13 protein-coding genes are annotated in these 16,037 nt (G+C 40.3%); 1 reads left to right on the top strand and 12 read right to left on the bottom strand.

What is annotated here, in order from left to right; translation table 11 throughout:
* Positions 1-76: 76 nt before the first annotated feature.
* Positions 77-520, bottom strand: coding sequence for a hypothetical protein (locus B5V81_RS08295; RefSeq protein WP_212113060.1), 444 nt, complete (start codon positions 518-520; stop codon positions 77-79).
* A 1,434-nt stretch (positions 521-1,954) separates the two neighbouring features.
* A complete protein-coding gene (locus B5V81_RS08290; protein ID WP_212113059.1) occupies positions 1,955-2,410 on the bottom strand; it encodes a hypothetical protein in 456 nt (151 codons plus the stop codon).
* A gap of 25 nt (positions 2,411-2,435) precedes the next feature.
* On the opposite strand from B5V81_RS08290, the gene B5V81_RS08285 reads away from it, so the two are divergent.
* A complete protein-coding gene (locus tag B5V81_RS08285) occupies positions 2,436-2,609 on the top strand; it encodes a hypothetical protein (RefSeq protein WP_212113058.1) in 174 nt (57 codons plus the stop codon).
* 1,256 nt (positions 2,610-3,865) lie between these two features.
* On the opposite strand, the gene bgtC is transcribed toward B5V81_RS08285, so the two are convergent.
* From bgtC to B5V81_RS08235, 10 genes are all read right to left on the bottom strand, one after another.
* Positions 3,866-4,870, bottom strand: a complete 1,005-nt coding sequence (gene bgtC / locus B5V81_RS08280) for a gene transfer agent tail collar protein BgtC (protein WP_212113057.1) — start codon at positions 4,868-4,870, stop codon at positions 3,866-3,868.
* Positions 4,867-5,991, bottom strand: a complete 1,125-nt coding sequence (gene bgtD, locus B5V81_RS08275; protein ID WP_212113056.1) for a BaGTA-type gene transfer agent maturation protease BgtD — start codon at positions 5,989-5,991, stop codon at positions 4,867-4,869. Before bgtD ends, bgtC begins: the two co-directional genes overlap by 4 nt.
* A complete protein-coding gene (locus tag B5V81_RS08270; RefSeq protein ID WP_212113072.1) occupies positions 5,988-6,440 on the bottom strand; it encodes a hypothetical protein in 453 nt (150 codons plus the stop codon). The genes bgtD and B5V81_RS08270 overlap by 4 nt, the downstream gene beginning before the upstream one ends.
* Before the next feature lie 446 nt (positions 6,441-6,886).
* A complete protein-coding gene (gene bgtE / locus B5V81_RS08265; RefSeq protein WP_212113055.1) occupies positions 6,887-8,350 on the bottom strand; it encodes a gene transfer agent protein BgtE in 1,464 nt (487 codons plus the stop codon).
* A gap of 416 nt (positions 8,351-8,766) precedes the next feature.
* Positions 8,767-8,919, bottom strand: a complete 153-nt coding sequence (locus B5V81_RS08260) for a hypothetical protein (protein ID WP_212113054.1) — start codon at positions 8,917-8,919, stop codon at positions 8,767-8,769.
* A gap of 23 nt (positions 8,920-8,942) precedes the next feature.
* Positions 8,943-9,638 carry a hypothetical protein gene (locus B5V81_RS08255; protein ID WP_212113053.1) on the bottom strand — a complete coding sequence of 232 codons (696 nt, stop codon included), beginning with the start codon at positions 9,636-9,638 and terminating at the stop codon, positions 8,943-8,945.
* An 81-nt stretch (positions 9,639-9,719) separates the two neighbouring features.
* Complete coding sequence (gene bgtG / locus B5V81_RS08250) at positions 9,720-10,838, bottom strand: BaGTA-type gene transfer agent major capsid protein (protein WP_212113052.1); 1,119 nt, start codon at positions 10,836-10,838, stop codon at positions 9,720-9,722.
* 479 nt (positions 10,839-11,317) lie between these two features.
* Positions 11,318-12,100 carry a hypothetical protein gene (locus tag B5V81_RS08245; RefSeq protein ID WP_212113051.1) on the bottom strand — a complete coding sequence of 261 codons (783 nt, stop codon included), beginning with the start codon at positions 12,098-12,100 and terminating at the stop codon, positions 11,318-11,320.
* A gap of 507 nt (positions 12,101-12,607) precedes the next feature.
* Complete coding sequence (bgtI, locus tag B5V81_RS08240) at positions 12,608-14,431, bottom strand: BaGTA-type gene transfer agent portal protein BgtI (RefSeq protein ID WP_212113050.1); 1,824 nt, start codon at positions 14,429-14,431, stop codon at positions 12,608-12,610.
* The gene (locus B5V81_RS08235; protein WP_212113049.1) at positions 14,431-15,792 is read right to left on the bottom strand and encodes a PBSX family phage terminase large subunit; all 1,362 of its coding nucleotides are present in this window, start codon (positions 15,790-15,792) and stop codon (positions 14,431-14,433) included. Before B5V81_RS08235 ends, bgtI begins: the two co-directional genes overlap by 1 nt.
* Between the last annotated feature and the right edge of the window lie 245 nt (positions 15,793-16,037).

Raw genomic sequence — 16,037 nt, 5'->3', positions numbered from 1 at the left:
ATAGGATCAGAAAGCTATGAGGCGTTTTTTATTGTTTCATCAAAATTTTCATCCTTTTAACTTGCCATGTAACATCTTAAAAGTGATTACGTGTTTTACCTTTTTCACCTTCTTGTTCATTGAGAAAACAATCCCGCAAGAGAAAATAATTTCCATCCCCCGGACGTACCATCGTCAAACATTGTTTTTTTGCAGTATCAGAAAGCTTATCCCACATTTCGCGAATAGCAAAATAGGCTTCACTTTCCAAATTAAGACAATGCTGATAAACTTCTCTTTTCATATCAGGCATCACGGAAGCAGAAATTTCCTTGCAATACACGCGCATATCAAAGACAGGAATAGTCAATTCAACAGGCACTTGTTGTGCTATTTTATTATGAGAAGAAAAATAACTGACCGCCTTTACAGTAACAAAAACCAAAATCACGATACAAAAGAGTATCATGCAAACAAGAGCAATCTTGCGATATAATTTTTTAAAATAAGCCTTTTGTCTTGCGCGGATTCTTTTTTCCATAAAGACTATACCCTTTAAACATCCCAAGAGAAACTTTTTACAGCAAAAAAATAGAAGTATTTTCTTACACAATACAGGGTATAACAGCAAACGATCAATAGTCTCAAAGGCGCTTTTTTCTCTGTATTCTTAATATTTTTACTACTTTTTATCATATAAAATTCTTAAAAAAAACCTTCCATCTTTATGCAAAACAGAGATTATAATTTTCTCTCACCCGCTTAAAAGATTAAAGATTCTTCATCCATCCCAATAACAAAGATATAGCGCTCCACCTGTGAGACAATAAAAAAAGCCGCACCATTAAATGGTGCGGCTTATGAATAGAGATATAATTAAAATAACATAAAAAAGAAATTAATAATAGATATTTATACACAAAATGTATAAAATTAACATATTTTTAATTATATTTATAAAACTTATCCAAAGATAAATATAAAAAATGAGCGATGAAAGCACTGTTTATAAGATCATTTATTTGAATGAAAAAATATTTTCATTTCTCTTAATGAATTTAATTATATGAAAACTAATGTTTTTATAAAAGAGTGTCGTTTGTAGTAAAACATACTTTAAAACCAAAATGTAGCTAATAAATAAAACGCGTTATTGATTTTTCTTAAGCTCATCCACAAGTAAAGGAACTGTTTAAGCACAAAAGATTAAAAAGACAATCTGATTGATCAATTATTCTAGCGGATTGACTTTGGTTTTCCCACATATGATTCACTGAAAGCTTAAGGCTCAACAAACCAGTCCTGCCTTCAATATTCAGTAAGGTCTTTAAAAATACTTCTTTTATCAGGAAGGCTCTTACAAGAAAACAAGACACACCTTACACATCACAGCTCGAAAGGCGATGTTTTTACGATATAAGCAGGATAAGACAAATAAACAACCATTTAAACCTATTTGTACAGCTCCCCTTGTAGAGCCCCCTCGTAGAGCCCCCCTCGTAGAGCCCCCCTCGTAGAGCATTGTTTGCTAGGAAAACAAGTTTCCTCCAATCCTGCTTCAACCGCAAACTCTTTTTTATTGGTATTTTTCTCTTTGAAAAGAAGATAAAAACGGAAAATTTTTTATAGATTTAAAATCATAGCGTGTTCTATTCACAAGATTTTTCAAGTTGTTGCAAGAACTTTTCTCTTTATGCAAGCTTCTTTTGCCATGCGTTTCTGCTTGAGTAAAGCTTCTTTCTCTGTGAACATCAAAACCTTGCTATATACTTAGTGTGCCCTCATCATTCGCTCTCATCTTTTTTAAAAGATCATGATAAACTTTCCTGCAACAATGCTTCTCTTTTTCAAGATGCCTTTCGTTTGATCATTTTTTTAGATTTTTAAAAACATCTCAAATGCATAGCAATTCCGCGCCCCACCGAAGCTTATAAATAAGATCTATTTCATCTATAGCTTCAACACATGCATATTGTTATGATTCCTTTTTTCTATTTTTATTTTTAAACAAAAAAGAAAGTCCTCCAGAAGACTCAATCTTAATGTTTTGATCAGCACTACTGTATATTTCTGGCGCCTTCACTGGTGTAAGTTCTGTAACAAAACTGCTTTTATCTACAGATGCTCCTATATTCATTTCTGATGCATTCATATGAGCGGTCGATAAGGTTATCCCACCGTACGCAATAGTGCTCATATTGCTTTGATCATCTTCTTTCGCATTTTGTTTCTGTTGGCCATTGTCAAGATCAAGCGTATTTAATTTTTTTTCTAAAGCGTTCATACGTTTTGAAATTTTTGTTATATCTTCATATGCTTTCTTCAATAATGCGTTCAAAGGAGCATGTCCCATTCTTCCGCTGGCATAAAGAACCACACGAATACATTCCGGATCATCAATATCAGCAATAGAAAATGGAAACAGTGCCATTATATCCCCCTTTTTGGACAGCCCCATGGAGCATTTGCGTATCGTTTTCCTTGTGCGCGGTTTTTTCATTCCGCAGACAACCGCAGACAACCGCAGACAACCGCAGACAACCGCAGACAACCGCAGACAACCGCAGACAACCGCAGACAACCGCAGACAACCGCAGACAACCGCAGACAACCGCATTCAAGACTTTTGAAAAAAATTCCTCATTGAAAATTTTTTACAAGATATTTTTTTAAATTATATTCTGTTTTTCACCTAAAATAGTGATTTTCTCCCCCCTGAAACCCTAAAAGATGCACAATGACATTGCAGCTTTGTCGGCTCCTCCCAACAAGACAAAGAAAACCCCGCCAATCTTTAAACCATGCCTATTGATAAACAATAGTCTGCAAACAATTAGGCTTCTTGTTCTAACGAATTCTACTGAAGGATTCCTCCTTCAAATGCTCGATATCGTCACAGCGCAAAGAAGGAGATTTCATAAGGATTTACAAGCAAACCTATTCACCCCACACATTAAAAAACATCTCAGGCAGAAAATTTTAACCACCCCTCAAACAATAATCTTTTACGACACAACGGGATAAACGATTATCTTACAAGTTTTCTTGTCTCACGCTCATCCTTTTTCAAAAAATTGCCTGACAAATTACAAAATGCCATTTGCCAAAGAATAGGGGCTCACCGCGCGTTACAATACATGATCAATCTGCTCTGACAAAGGAAGCTATCATTGTAAAAAAGAGAAACAGCCCCGTTCCCCACCATTTCAACTCTTTAAAAATATTAAACATAGTCGTTGACCACTGCCTAACATCTCAAAGGATAAAGATTTTAACCCCCACAACAGTTTGTAAATAATCCGACGACTCTGAAGGGATTTTATCGACTGATCATTGATGTGTTTTGCTTGCCATAAAACACTATGAACTCTAAGCTTTGCGAAATAAAACCTAACTTGAAGCTTTGCTTATGCATTCAAGATTTAAATGGATCAACAAGCTATCTGATGAGATATTATTCACCTTCAATGATCGTCTTTTACGGCATATACGGCATAATAGGATCAAATGATCCATGGGCTTTGATCATCGCCTATCAGAGCTCTCAACCAATCCGCCCTTAACAAGGTATCACGACACAAAAAAAGAGAAAGAAACGCGAAAGAGAGATTGGATAAAATCTTTGATTTCTCAGCAACAAATTCTGGGAATAAAGGGAGATTTTCTTCTTTCTTTTATTCCCCTCTTCGCAGTGATCACTGTCTCAATTATCTAAAGAACGATAGCAAACGTAACCTTTAAAGGTGCGCAAAAAGTAAAGTCATCAAGAGGATTCATTTTTTTCAGGAATGCCTCTAGGTTTTCTGCATGATATATTTCAATAAGACTTTTTTCATAACAAACACTTTGCAAGCATTTTTATCTTTCTCTCCCACAGCTTTCATTCTTAAGTTTTGACAGCATAAACCACCGCCATATTGACGGGGCGTGTTTCATCCCCCCCTGTTTTTTGCAACAAGACCTTATGTTCATGCTCCCCCGCAGGCTCTGTCAAACAATTTGTCCTATACACTACAGCTACATGCGTTGAAGAATCTTCGTATTGGTACTTTAGAACCTCGTTTTCAATCGTTGACAAACTATGCTGGTGTTTACCTGTCGAATCTGTTTTTCCTTCATGGGTATGCGATTTAAAAGATTCTTCTTGTCGACTTCCCAAGAGGCGTCCTTTATCAATTTCTTTTCCACTATCGAGCCCCCGTAAAAACATTCCCCGTAAATCGGGAACATTGAATGTTGTTTGCCCATCTCCTTTTCCCCATGTTTCCCTCAGAACAGCAAAGAGATTGGCATAATTCTTTCGTGAATATTCTTTACCATCACAGAGCAACCACCCAGAGGGTATTTTTTCCGTAGCAAAAGTCCCAATAAATCCGGAAGAAAAAGATTCCGGCAAAGGAGGAAAGGGCGGAATTTCAGGAAGTTTTATGGTAGGATTGGTTAGAAACCAGCCATCAGCATTTTTTCCAGCAATATCATGTGTATAGACGAGTTCATAAAGCCCCCCCTTTTGTATTTCTCCCCCTTTTAAAGGCACAATCCCCTCTGGAGTTGCCATATAAGTTGGTTTTGGGGGCAACTGATTTAAAGAAACATTTGTTATTCCGCTATTGACGCCTTGTGCTTTAAAGCGCACAACAATGCCATCCATATAAGTCTCAAAAAAAGACTTTGTTGCCAAACGAAGGGATGTCCTCTTGTTCTCCCGATCAACCGTAAACTGTGTTTCAATCCCACCTCCATTATCCAACAAATATTCTTTGATACGTTGCATCATAACGCGAGCACTATCATTAACTGAACTTGGTGGTTGCCCTTCAGCCCAGTTTATACTCTCATCGACATAAGCATTTTCTGATGCGATGATTGACCAATCATAAATCGAACTCATAGAAGACACTCTTTTTGCAAAAAGGAAAAACGTGCAAAGAAGGAAGAAAAGAAAGCCGCAATTTTATTTTTAGAAGCCGGAATTTTCTCCATTTTCAGACCTATTTTGTCATAATCAACATGCAGTAATTTTGTTTTTGCATTGACAAAAACAGCTTCAGGCTTCACACGTAACACGTCTTGTGCCAGAACACCTCGATAACGTTGTGGGTTTCCTTTATAATTAAAGGTATAAAGAGGATATCCTTTTTTCTTTCCCACAGGGATAATATTTTCTTTTGCTCTCACATCACAAAGTCCTAGAATTCCTCCGACCAATCCCAGCACTTGCTGCGCATCACGCAACGGATCTTTTGTTACAGAAGGTATTATTGTGGATTTTCCTGACGTTGTTCCGTAATTTCCCGCCGCCTGTGTTCCGACCTGTAACAAACGTCCCAATCGGTTCCAATCTTGATTATCTTTTTCGGACCATTTTTGGCGTTCAGCATCTAAGATATTTTGACGATTTATATCTTGAATCATCCCCCCTTTCAGAGCATTTCCTTGCACATTGCTCTGTCCTTGATAATATGCATTTGCGGCATTAACCTGATCATATTGAGAGCGATCAATCATCTGATTTGCGTTCATCATATGATTGATATCTTGATTATATTGCTGTGCTGCGGCATTTGTTGCCAAGGCGCCTAACTCATCAGCCAGCACACCCGTATGAGCCCCCGAACCATAGCGTCCAGCCCCAGACATCGATTGATTAATCGCATCGGAAGTTTTATTGAGGGCATTTTGCAATGCTGTATTAAATTTACTATTGCTTCCAATCCAGTTTCCCTTGGCCATACTGGAAAGATTTGCAGCACTATTGGTTGGTGCATTTAACCACTGAGTTAGCACAGGATTATTATAAAGCCCTGCAGCTTGTTGTAGACCGGTCAGCGCATTTTTTGTCATATCACCAAGACCAGCAACGCGCTCTCCCTGATAAACGTTTCCGCCAATTCCTTTATTATAAAGCCCAAGCGCATCAGCACTGGCTTGTTTAAGAATATCCGCCGCCCAAGCAGGAGGAGCATTTGTTTGTGTTGTTGTCTGTACTTGAGGTGTTTTTTTTCTACTCATGGACCCAGAACCTTTCTATATTGAATAAGATTACGAGAATAACCGTGATGAGCGAGCTTTTTCGCCCATCCAATTCTTCCAAACATGTGTATTTCTTCAGCTTTGATTTTTCGCGCCCATTTTTCGACCTCATCAATCAATTTGACCAATTTCAGCCCTCCCTCTCCCGCAAGATCTGAGAGAACGACGCATTTTTTCCCCGTATGGGTACTTTCAACTTTGGTCATTGCAAAAGCACTAAATTGGATTTTATTTTTTAAGACCAGCCACAATTGTGCTTGTCCTGTTACGATTTCTTCAGCAATTTTTTCCAGACAAACATCATCAGGAAAGCGCTGTGCATATTTTTTAAATGCCCCATTGAGTGCCTCTTGATAGGGCGCTATTTTTTCCCATGACCATTGCTCTGTCAGATGAGCAGAATACAAATCTTGATGATTTAGCATCATGATTTTAGCTCTCTGAACTTTGTCACGCACATCCTCGCCCCTAGCAGACTTCACATATTTCATGTTTACCGCACACTTTTCAAAAGAGGAAACCGAGAATCCCCCATTATCTCCACATTATTTTTCCCTAAACATCCCCTTGTCACAAGATAAGAGAACACCTTTTTTATAAAAACCGTAGTGCAAACTTTTCAGATCATAAGGAAACATCAGCCCCGCTTTATTCCTTTGAGGATAAGGACAAGGCCATCGCAGATATTTTCTGGTTATCACGACTTAGCTATCGCATGGTTCTTTTACTATAAAGGCATAGCTATCGCATATACCCTTTGATTATTATGGCATGCTTACCGCATATATCCTTTTATTATAAAGGCATGCTATCGCATGGGTCTTTTGATTGGTATGGCATGCTATCGCATGGGTCTTTTGATTGGTATGGCATGCTATCGCATGCCGGCCGGCATCAATTCCACATCAAATCCCGTAACATGAGACCAATTCATCCCCTCAGGAATACGTAATTTAAAGCGATAAAACCGCGCCCTTGCGCGACAATGAATTTGTCCGGTATTATGAGAAGGTTGTTTTTCTGGCAACCAAACGATTTCCTCTTCAAGAGATTGTCGAAAGCGCATTCCCACAGACAAATAAAACTTTCCACTATTCACTTGAGGCATAATATTTTTCACCCGTGTTATCATGCCATTTGTCTGCCCCATTTCTTGTGAAGTGACCACACAAGCCATAGGAGAACCAGAAAATGAACCAAGTCTTCCCTGTTGATCAAATGCTCCTAAAATAGGTGATTCATTTTTCCAAGCTTTACTATCGAGAGAAAAGGACAAATCATCAATATTTTTAGCCACAAAATCAAGACCTTCTAGAGTTGTTCCGGTCAAGAAAATGGGTAAGATCATTTTGATATCCACGAGTGCTTTTGTCCATTTTTGCAATCCCCAATCATAAATGAGCAAGATCCGTTTATGGAGGCTTTCATCCGTATCCACCATCCAATAAACACGATTATACACACCATCGATAGCAGCAGACATCGTATACAGATTACTCTGTCTTGATTTAGCAGTCATCGTTCGATCGACTTTTTCAAAGCCAATGGGTATAATCTGTCCGTCATTTGTTATTTGATAAAAACCGCCCTCATCGGCAAAAAATGCCAAATCTCCGCGACAAACAATCGATTCAGCATTTTTTGCGCCTCGTTTATCGTGGATTTTTTGGAAACTAAAAATAATTTTAGAGCCAGGGATAAAAGAACCGGCATAGATTGCAGAACGCATAAAGATAATTGGATTTGTTGTTTCGGTCGCTCCTTGCACGAAACCGCCATCAGGAAAATCTTGATAATCACAGCTTTTTTTCCCCACGGTCCAAAATTCTGCATCATTCAATCCAGACCAATGAACCCGTCTTGGATGCTCAGTTAATTTCATCAAACAAACGAAATCTCCCCAGACGCGAACGATCCCTGCTTGTGGTGGATTTCCCCCTAAATTTCTAAATGTTTTATCACGAACAATATCGATTACTTGGGGTTTATCATTGGCATTTACCGCAATGATAAAATCACCAAACAAAGCAAAAGACCACGGCGCATCGACATTAGCCAGATAAGCTTTTCCTTTTTGGCTAATATCTTTCCACTTCATGGTTGTATTATCAAGTAAGAAGATTTTTTCGTTTGTCCCAACAATAATAGAAACCCCATTTTTTGTTTTAACCGCAAGAGCGCCTAAAATGGGCTCAGGACATGGCTTTGACAAAGGCTCAAAACTTGGCATAGGGATGTAAGAGCCATCAGCTGGGAGCACATTGACAAGTTCATCGGTAAAAATTCCATTGATATCAGCCACATCGGGTCGATAATCAGCGATTGGGAAAAAAGCCATCAAGACCCCCATAAAATGTTTGAAGAGCCCAGTGCTAAAACATCAAGGAGTGCTAAAACATCAAGGCTTGCTCATTGAAACCACAAAAGCCCTTAAAATGAAACTCTAAGAGCACAAAATTCTATAAATAGACAACCTAAAATTGACATACGCATCGCGAGAAAAATGATATCACACATCATGGGAGATCCCACAGCCCCTACCAGCGCTCAACCAAAATTAACCCACCAACACGCTTTCATGCCAGTATCAACCCAAACTCTTGAGAAAAAAGCCATAAAACTCTTCATAAAATCTTTGAAGAGCCCAACAAAATCAAAATACCAAGGCTTGCTCATTGAAACCACAAAAGCCCTTAAAACGAGAGCATAAAATTCCATAAACACACAACCAAAAGTTGATTTATTCAAAAAAAATCAACGCCCACCACCACCAGCAGCGGTTCCCCTCAAGTCCCGCCCCTCAATGCGAATCTGGTCCTCAGCACCAATCCAGATACCAGCACGAATTCCCTCACCAAAGCGAATCCAAGCATAAGCACGACTTTTGTCTTTAATATCAATCTTCACCCATAAACAATGGGAAAAAGTTTTTAAAAATTCATTGAGCGAATTTTTGAGGAATTCTTTCGGCGTGATGTTTCAATGCGCAAAGCTTGAAGCTGTTCTTGAAAATCTCTGAAAGAAACGGCGGCATATTCAGGATCCTTGAGGATATTTTTATACAGTTCATATTTTGCCCGTGCTTTAATGAGATCAAAAGCATAAATCAACCAAGGATTATTGTCCTCTTTCAGTTGTTTATCGGTAACATAAACAGGAGCATAAGAAAGCTGTATGTCTTGGACATTTTCTGGTGTTGGAAAGAGTCCTATTTTTTGTTCACAGCACGTATAAAAGACTGGCGTTCCTAACTCAGGATGCATCCCATATTGTTGATGCAACACTTCCAAGGGCTTAAAGAACAACTTTATAAGTGTTTTGTCCTTTGTTGCTAAAAAGACGTCTTCTAAAGTTTTTTCTGATTCAATAAAAACGCCTTCTTCTTGTCCATACCATGTTTTCTCACTTTGTGTTTTGAAGGTACTTTTTCTTCTTTCATTAAAGAAAAAGGGTTCGCGTTCACACAAACGCAAAGCCGTCACAATTGAATCTTGAATTTGCTGGGAATATTCAGCTGTTGTATCATCAATTTCATCTTGAATAAGCGCGACCATAGAAGCAAAATTTTGCGCGCGGTCTGACTGTGTAAGATCGCGATTGTTAGGATCACTCGATAAAGCGGTCATAAGCCTGTCCTTTTTCTGGAAGCATTTTAAATTTTCCCCCCAACAGAGGATTCTGTTGGGGAAAGTGAACACACATTCGCTTTAAGCAGGTTCTCCATAAGTTGGGATGACGATTGTTCCAAAATCCTGAGCCCCTTGCGTACTTCCAGGCAAGGTAAAGCAGGTTTTTTTCATTCCAATAATGGTTTTTGCCGCAACGCCGAATTCTCTTTCATAGTCGAAGAGTTCTTCCACCAATTTATAGCGTGTTGCGCCTCGATCTTTCCCAAAAGCGATCACAGCACTCTGTGCACCAAGGAGAACAGCACGACGCACATTAGGGACAGCTTTATTTGCTGTTCCAGACTCGACTCCTTCGGTAATATGTTCAGCTTCGCGTAACACAACACCATTATACATGCCCAAAGAACCATCATAGAGCGGATTTTTGATACGGCTTCCACTATAGATAGCCTTTGTAATGTCGAGCCATTGTCCAGCATCCGTATTGGTTCGCAATTGCGTCACTTGGGTTGGATGAAGATAAAGGACATAGACATTTTCGCCATCGATCCGCACGGGTCTAATTTTAGGATTTGCCAATTTAGCCCGTTCAACCGCTTTATCGATCAGTTTGAGATTAAACACATCGCCTTCTTTTAAATCTTCATCTTTTGTTTTATCATTAGGGCGCACAATGCGTTTATTGGTTGGTGCGGTTGGTGCATTAAACCCATAATGAACAGGTTTAAGGGTAATTGTGCGTCCTTCAAAGTTAATTGTTTTTGCGGTATATCCGCAAACTTGAATGAAGAACATCATACTCAAACGATCCGCATACCAATCAACCAGACCATTTTTTGCCTCGGTACGCAAGTCGTGGAGAATACGTTGCTGATCAATGGTACCCTCATTTTTGACACGCACCGCATGAACAAGTTCATTAATAGCCAAACGATCATTGAGAAATTGTAAGGCTTCTTCATTGCCTTCCAACGTTTGCCCTTCGCTCACCCCATCGCCGAGCAACTGCACACGCAAATTAAAGCTAATGGCATCCCCACTTGCTTTTGTGGTTTCATCCTTTAATTGTACGATACTGTTTGAATCATTTCCAATTAACGGTGCAATCGGAATTGCTTTTGAGACTTCTTGGTTTAAGAGTTTAGACCATGTGCGCACTGCCATTGGGTCATTGAGTCCGATATAAGTTACAGTCATTTTATCCTCGAAAAGTTTATTGACATAAAAAAAACCCAGCAAAGCGCCGGGCACTCAAAACACCACATTTCATTTCAGATGGTGAATAGGTTGTTCGTGTGTTTTGTTTCTGTTAGCGTCTACCTCCCACTCTCCCCCTTATAAGAGCTTTCCTCACCACATCTGTACTTTGAGAAATCCTTCCCCCTCCCCCACGCTCTCTCACGCTCCCGCAAAAACCTTCCCCGCACTCACGCGACAAAAAACCTCTCACGCTCCCGCAAAAATCTCCCCCGCATTCACGCGACCAAAAACCTCTCACGCTCCCGCAAAAACCTTCCCCGCATTTCACGCAACCCAAAGCCTCTCACGTGTCTCGCAAAAACTTCCCCCGCACTCACGCAGCCAAAAGCCCCTCACGCTCCCGCAAAAACTTCCCCCGCATTCACGCGACAAAAACCTCTCACGCTCCCGCAAAAACACTTGTCACATTCTTGTTTTTAAAATTCTCTTCCCCCCATTAAACGATTAAAAGCCGCTTTATTTTTAGGATCAGCAACCCAAGTGCTAAATTCAGCTTCTGACATTTTATCAAGCATATCCAAAGAAATGGGTCCATTTGGCATCAAACCATTATAAGCAGCCAGTGTACGGGCAGAATTGTGTCTTTCTTGTAAGTTTTCCCCCATGTTATTGGGAACATTTGTATAGCCAATTTTTTGTGCAATAGAATAAATCACTTCAGCCGGATTTTGATTTTTTTGCGCACAATCGCGCAAGATCTGTTTCAACTCCTCACCAATCCTTGCATCAATATTTTGGGGATCTGCCATTTCGGGATAAAGCGAAGCACAAGCTGCCAACTGTTTAGCGCGTGTTTCATAAATAAAATCCGCCGCTTGATCAAAATCATGATGTTTTTGTTTAACACTTGCAACAGACTGCTGATAGAATGCATGCAACTGTTCTGCTTCAGCAACAGCCGGTTTAGGTTGTTGTTTTTCATGTAAAAGCCCTTGTTTTTGGAGTGTTTTTCCCAACCATTGCATATAGCCCATAAAGTCTTTTTGCGGATCTGGCGGACCATTCTCTCCCCCTTGCTCCCCTTTCTCTTCTTGCTGCGAAGATAGCTGGTGTTGAGACATTTGCCCTTGGAAATTTTCTTCCAAAGTTTTTTCTTTTTCTCCTCTTCCAATTTCACTGTCTTCTCCCTCTTGTGTTGAGGCAAGAAAATCCTGTTTCAATTGGTTTTGTTCTGCCGGCGTTAAGTGTTCTTGATCCATGACATTAGCTTTCTCTTTTTTTGAACAATAAAATTAACTTTTTCAGATACAACAGCCTGAAAGCATTTATTCTCAATGCTCTCCTATCACTTGGGCTTCACCATTCCCCCATTTTCCCCTACCATGACATCAAAACACCCTCTCTCCCCTGTTTTCTCTCAACAGCACATAAAGACTGTTCTTCTAAGAAAGGAAGCAGCTATGAAAAGAAATAAGCCCATTCTGCTCCCATCATTCCCCTACCATGATATCAAAAAACCCTCTCTCCCCTGTTTTCTCTCAACAGCACATAAAGACTGTTCTTCTGAGAAAGGAAGCAGCTATGAAAAGAAATAAGCCCATTCTGCTCCCATCATTCCCCTACCATGATATCAAAAAACCCTCTCTCCCCTGTTTTCTCTCAACAGCACATAAAGACTGTTCTTCTAAGAAAGGAAGCAGCTATGAAAAGAAATAAGCCCATTCTAGTCGATGAAATTGATCAAAGATCACACCTTATCAAGCACCTTATTGTTGAGCCGTTAGGGTCTGCAACATCTGCATAATCTGTTCTTCTTTCACCTTATTCTCCATCTGCGCTACAGCATTTTTCTCTTCTTGGAGAGCGTTTTGCGTCTTAATCGCAATTTTATGAATCAGTGAGGCCGGTAAAGGTGAATAGCGTAAGAGATCGAGCATAATCTCTGGCGTTGCAAAATTTTGCATCAAAGGAAGCAATTGCATGATCAATGCAAAAGTACGCTCTTTTTCATTGAGACTTGTTGGTGCATCATCCACGACAATATCATATTCCAAACTCGTCACCATTTCGCGTGTGAGGGGAACATACTGTGCATTTTCATCACCGGCAATACGGACGAGGCGCCCATCGGACAGATAATTTTGAATAAGATAGAGAATAATTTTTCCCTGTCGTTGCCGATATCGACGCAAACCATCAAAAAAGGAAGCCAACAGATTAAGGGATGATTGTCGTCGTTGTTGTTCCAGAATACCAGGCTGATTAACAGCTCTTGTGCCAATAAATTCAGAAGACAATCCCGTCACCTGCTCGAGAGCGCTCTTTGCTTCATTAAACAGTTGGAAAAACCCTTGCGGAAATTGTGCCACGGGTTTAGGCTGGATTCTTCCGCCAGATACAGCCCCACTTTTCAACCAAGTAATGCTATCAGCTCTAGCCCAACTCTCGACAGCTTGTCGATCATCATCAAAAGCATCCCGTTCTGCCATAATTCCGCCTTTTGATTGGCTATTGAGCAAATACATCACTTGACTAAAATATTTGTTTGCCCACCGTTGCGGATCTTTTGTTGGCTTGACCAGTCCGTAAAATTGCCGGCTTAACTTATCAAAAGTACCGGTAATACACTCCCATCCCAATTGACCATTTGGAACCAATGGTTTATCGGGTTCTTCGAGCAACTTTCTGCCTAAAAATGCCCGTTTGACAATTTTTCTAGTTAATCTTGTTGCTTGAACATTGGGAAAATTTTTGCTTAAATTTTGGAAATCCTGTTCTGAATAATCGATCAACTTTCGGCTTTGCGGTTCGAGCACTTTATACACCACCTCACGTTCAAACCAGCGACATTCTGCCAAAGTCACCATTTTAGGGCGTTGATAGCTTGTTTCCTCTTCCCTCTTTTCCAGATAGTTTTGTGTCATTCCATTGCTTGTTGGCTGTAAAAAACTCTGATGTTTCACCCAATCTGCATGAAGATCACTCCAATGAACATTGGGAAACATTTGCTGAGCTATGTCGAGAGGTTTTTCATCAATATACCATAAACGTTGTGCATCAATGAGATTAGGTTTCACAGCACTCGCATCCCAGACCATTTTCATAGGATCTAACCGTGCAATGATTGGTTTTCCTTGCGGATCTTCTTCATAATCAAGGCGTGTATCTGTCCAGCCCATTCCGCAAATAATTGCATCTTGAAAAGCATCAGAATCTTCGTATTCCCCATCAGCTTCATCGCGAAACCATTCGGCTGCTCCTGTCAAAATCTGGTTTGCAAAGGCGGCTCCTTCTTGTCGAGGAATAAATTGGACTTGTCTTTTATTATTGCGCTCCGCCCCAATGACGGCATTAATCAAAGGGGCAATACGGTTAAAAGTCATGACTGGTCTGTTTTGTTCGTTCAAGACAGCCAAGTCTTGCTCATTCCATTGCCGCCCATTATAAAAATCGTAATCTTCTTGAGCATTTTTTCGCCATTTTTCGACATGAGAAATATCATCCTGATACCACCCCACGAGTTTTTTAAAGAGCGCTTGATTTTCAAGCGTTTCAATTTGATTAAAAGAAGAATCTGTAAGTATATTCATTAAAAAGCCATCCATGAAGTTTGAGAATGGTGAGAAGAGCGATAGGTCTTTTTTTTAGGTCGTGCATGTGGCTGTTCATAAGCCACACACATGAGTCCGAAGGCATCGGCGCCATGGCTTGCCCAATCGTGTTCAGCGCCAAGACCAATATTGCGCTGTTCATCACGCTTTTCATGATACCAAGCAAGGGCTTTTCTCCCCGCAGCTGTTGTTTCACGATTAAACCATAGAGCAGGAAACAAACGCCTTACGGCTTCGATACGCATTTTCACAGCGCCTGTTCCTTGATTAGGAATGATTTTGGTTTGAAAACCGGCTTGTTGAAGCGCACTTTCAAAACTGACATTATAGACACGATCTTTTGTTGCACCATCATGAGGCAAGACCATCAGCGCCTTATCATATCCCCTTTGAAAGACCCATCCCACATGCTCTGAAAGGGGTTGTCCTTGGGCTTCATAATAATCGAGGACGCGAATTTCCCGCCCAATAAATTGCGCGACCCATAAGGCAGTAGCATCAGCCTTTGCCCCTGTTCCTCCGATATCCCAAAAGATTTTTGTTTGGATCAAAGGATCACGTGGAACGGTTGTAATGCGCCCTTCCATTTCGGCTTCGAGCAAACATTTCTGATAATAAGCACCTTGGACAGCTTGGAGATATTCGCCTTCCCAAATATGGTTATACTGTTCTGGTCTTTGCTGTAAATCATTCATTCGATCGCGATTAAGTTTTTCAGGAAATTTTGGATTATCGCGCCAATTAATTTCCGTTCCTTTGATATGGGGATTATCGACATTTCGGAAACGTTTTTCCACGGGTGCATTTTCATGGCACGGGTTCCATGTGACCCATAATTCAGCATTCCAATCTTTTCCTTCTTCGCGCAAAGTTGGAATAAGCGTTTGCCAAGCGGTCTCGGTCACTGGTTCTGCCTCATCGACCCAGCAGAGGAAAACGCGCCCCATTGATTTAATACTGGCGATATTTCGATCCAGTCCTGCGAACACATAGACAATCCGTCCATCTTTTGATTTAATATATTTATCGCCGATTTCGTAATAGTCTTGTAAAAAAGGATAAGCCTCGATAGCGCGTTTAATTTCTTCCAAAGAGCTGTCATTGAGAGAATTTTGAAACTGCCGTGCACAAAGGATAATACCGCGTTCTCCGGCCATTCCATGGCGATATCCCACCACGGCGGACATGAGCGCAAAAGAACGTGTTTTTCCAGATCCGCGTCCCCCCCAAGCGGCGCGCACATCAGCTTTTCCGGTAAAGACAGGTATAAGCTTTGGAATAAGAGCCACTTGAGCTGTTTTTTTCTCTATTTTTTGAGCAATTTTCTGAACCGTTGTCATTTATAAATTTTCATTACTGATAAATAATTACTGATAAATAATTGAGCTTCATACTTCGGCTGATCAAAGCAATTTAAAGAAAAACGCTCTTCTCAAAAGCAAGGATTTATCTGCTCTTCATTTGGATACTCAATGCACTCTCCTTTTTTGCATGAGATCCCCGTGACCAATCCCCCGTGACAATCCCCCGTGACAATCCCCTTGTGCCCACCTATGCGCCCCAAGCCCCCAAGGCACAAAAGCCC

The sequence above is a fragment of the Bartonella queenslandensis genome (assembly GCF_018155095.1).
Classification (GTDB): Bacteria; Pseudomonadota; Alphaproteobacteria; order Rhizobiales; family Rhizobiaceae; genus Bartonella; species Bartonella queenslandensis_B.
The sequence above is the reverse complement of the archived record's forward strand: the minus strand, read 5'-3'. Positions and strand labels throughout refer to the sequence as shown.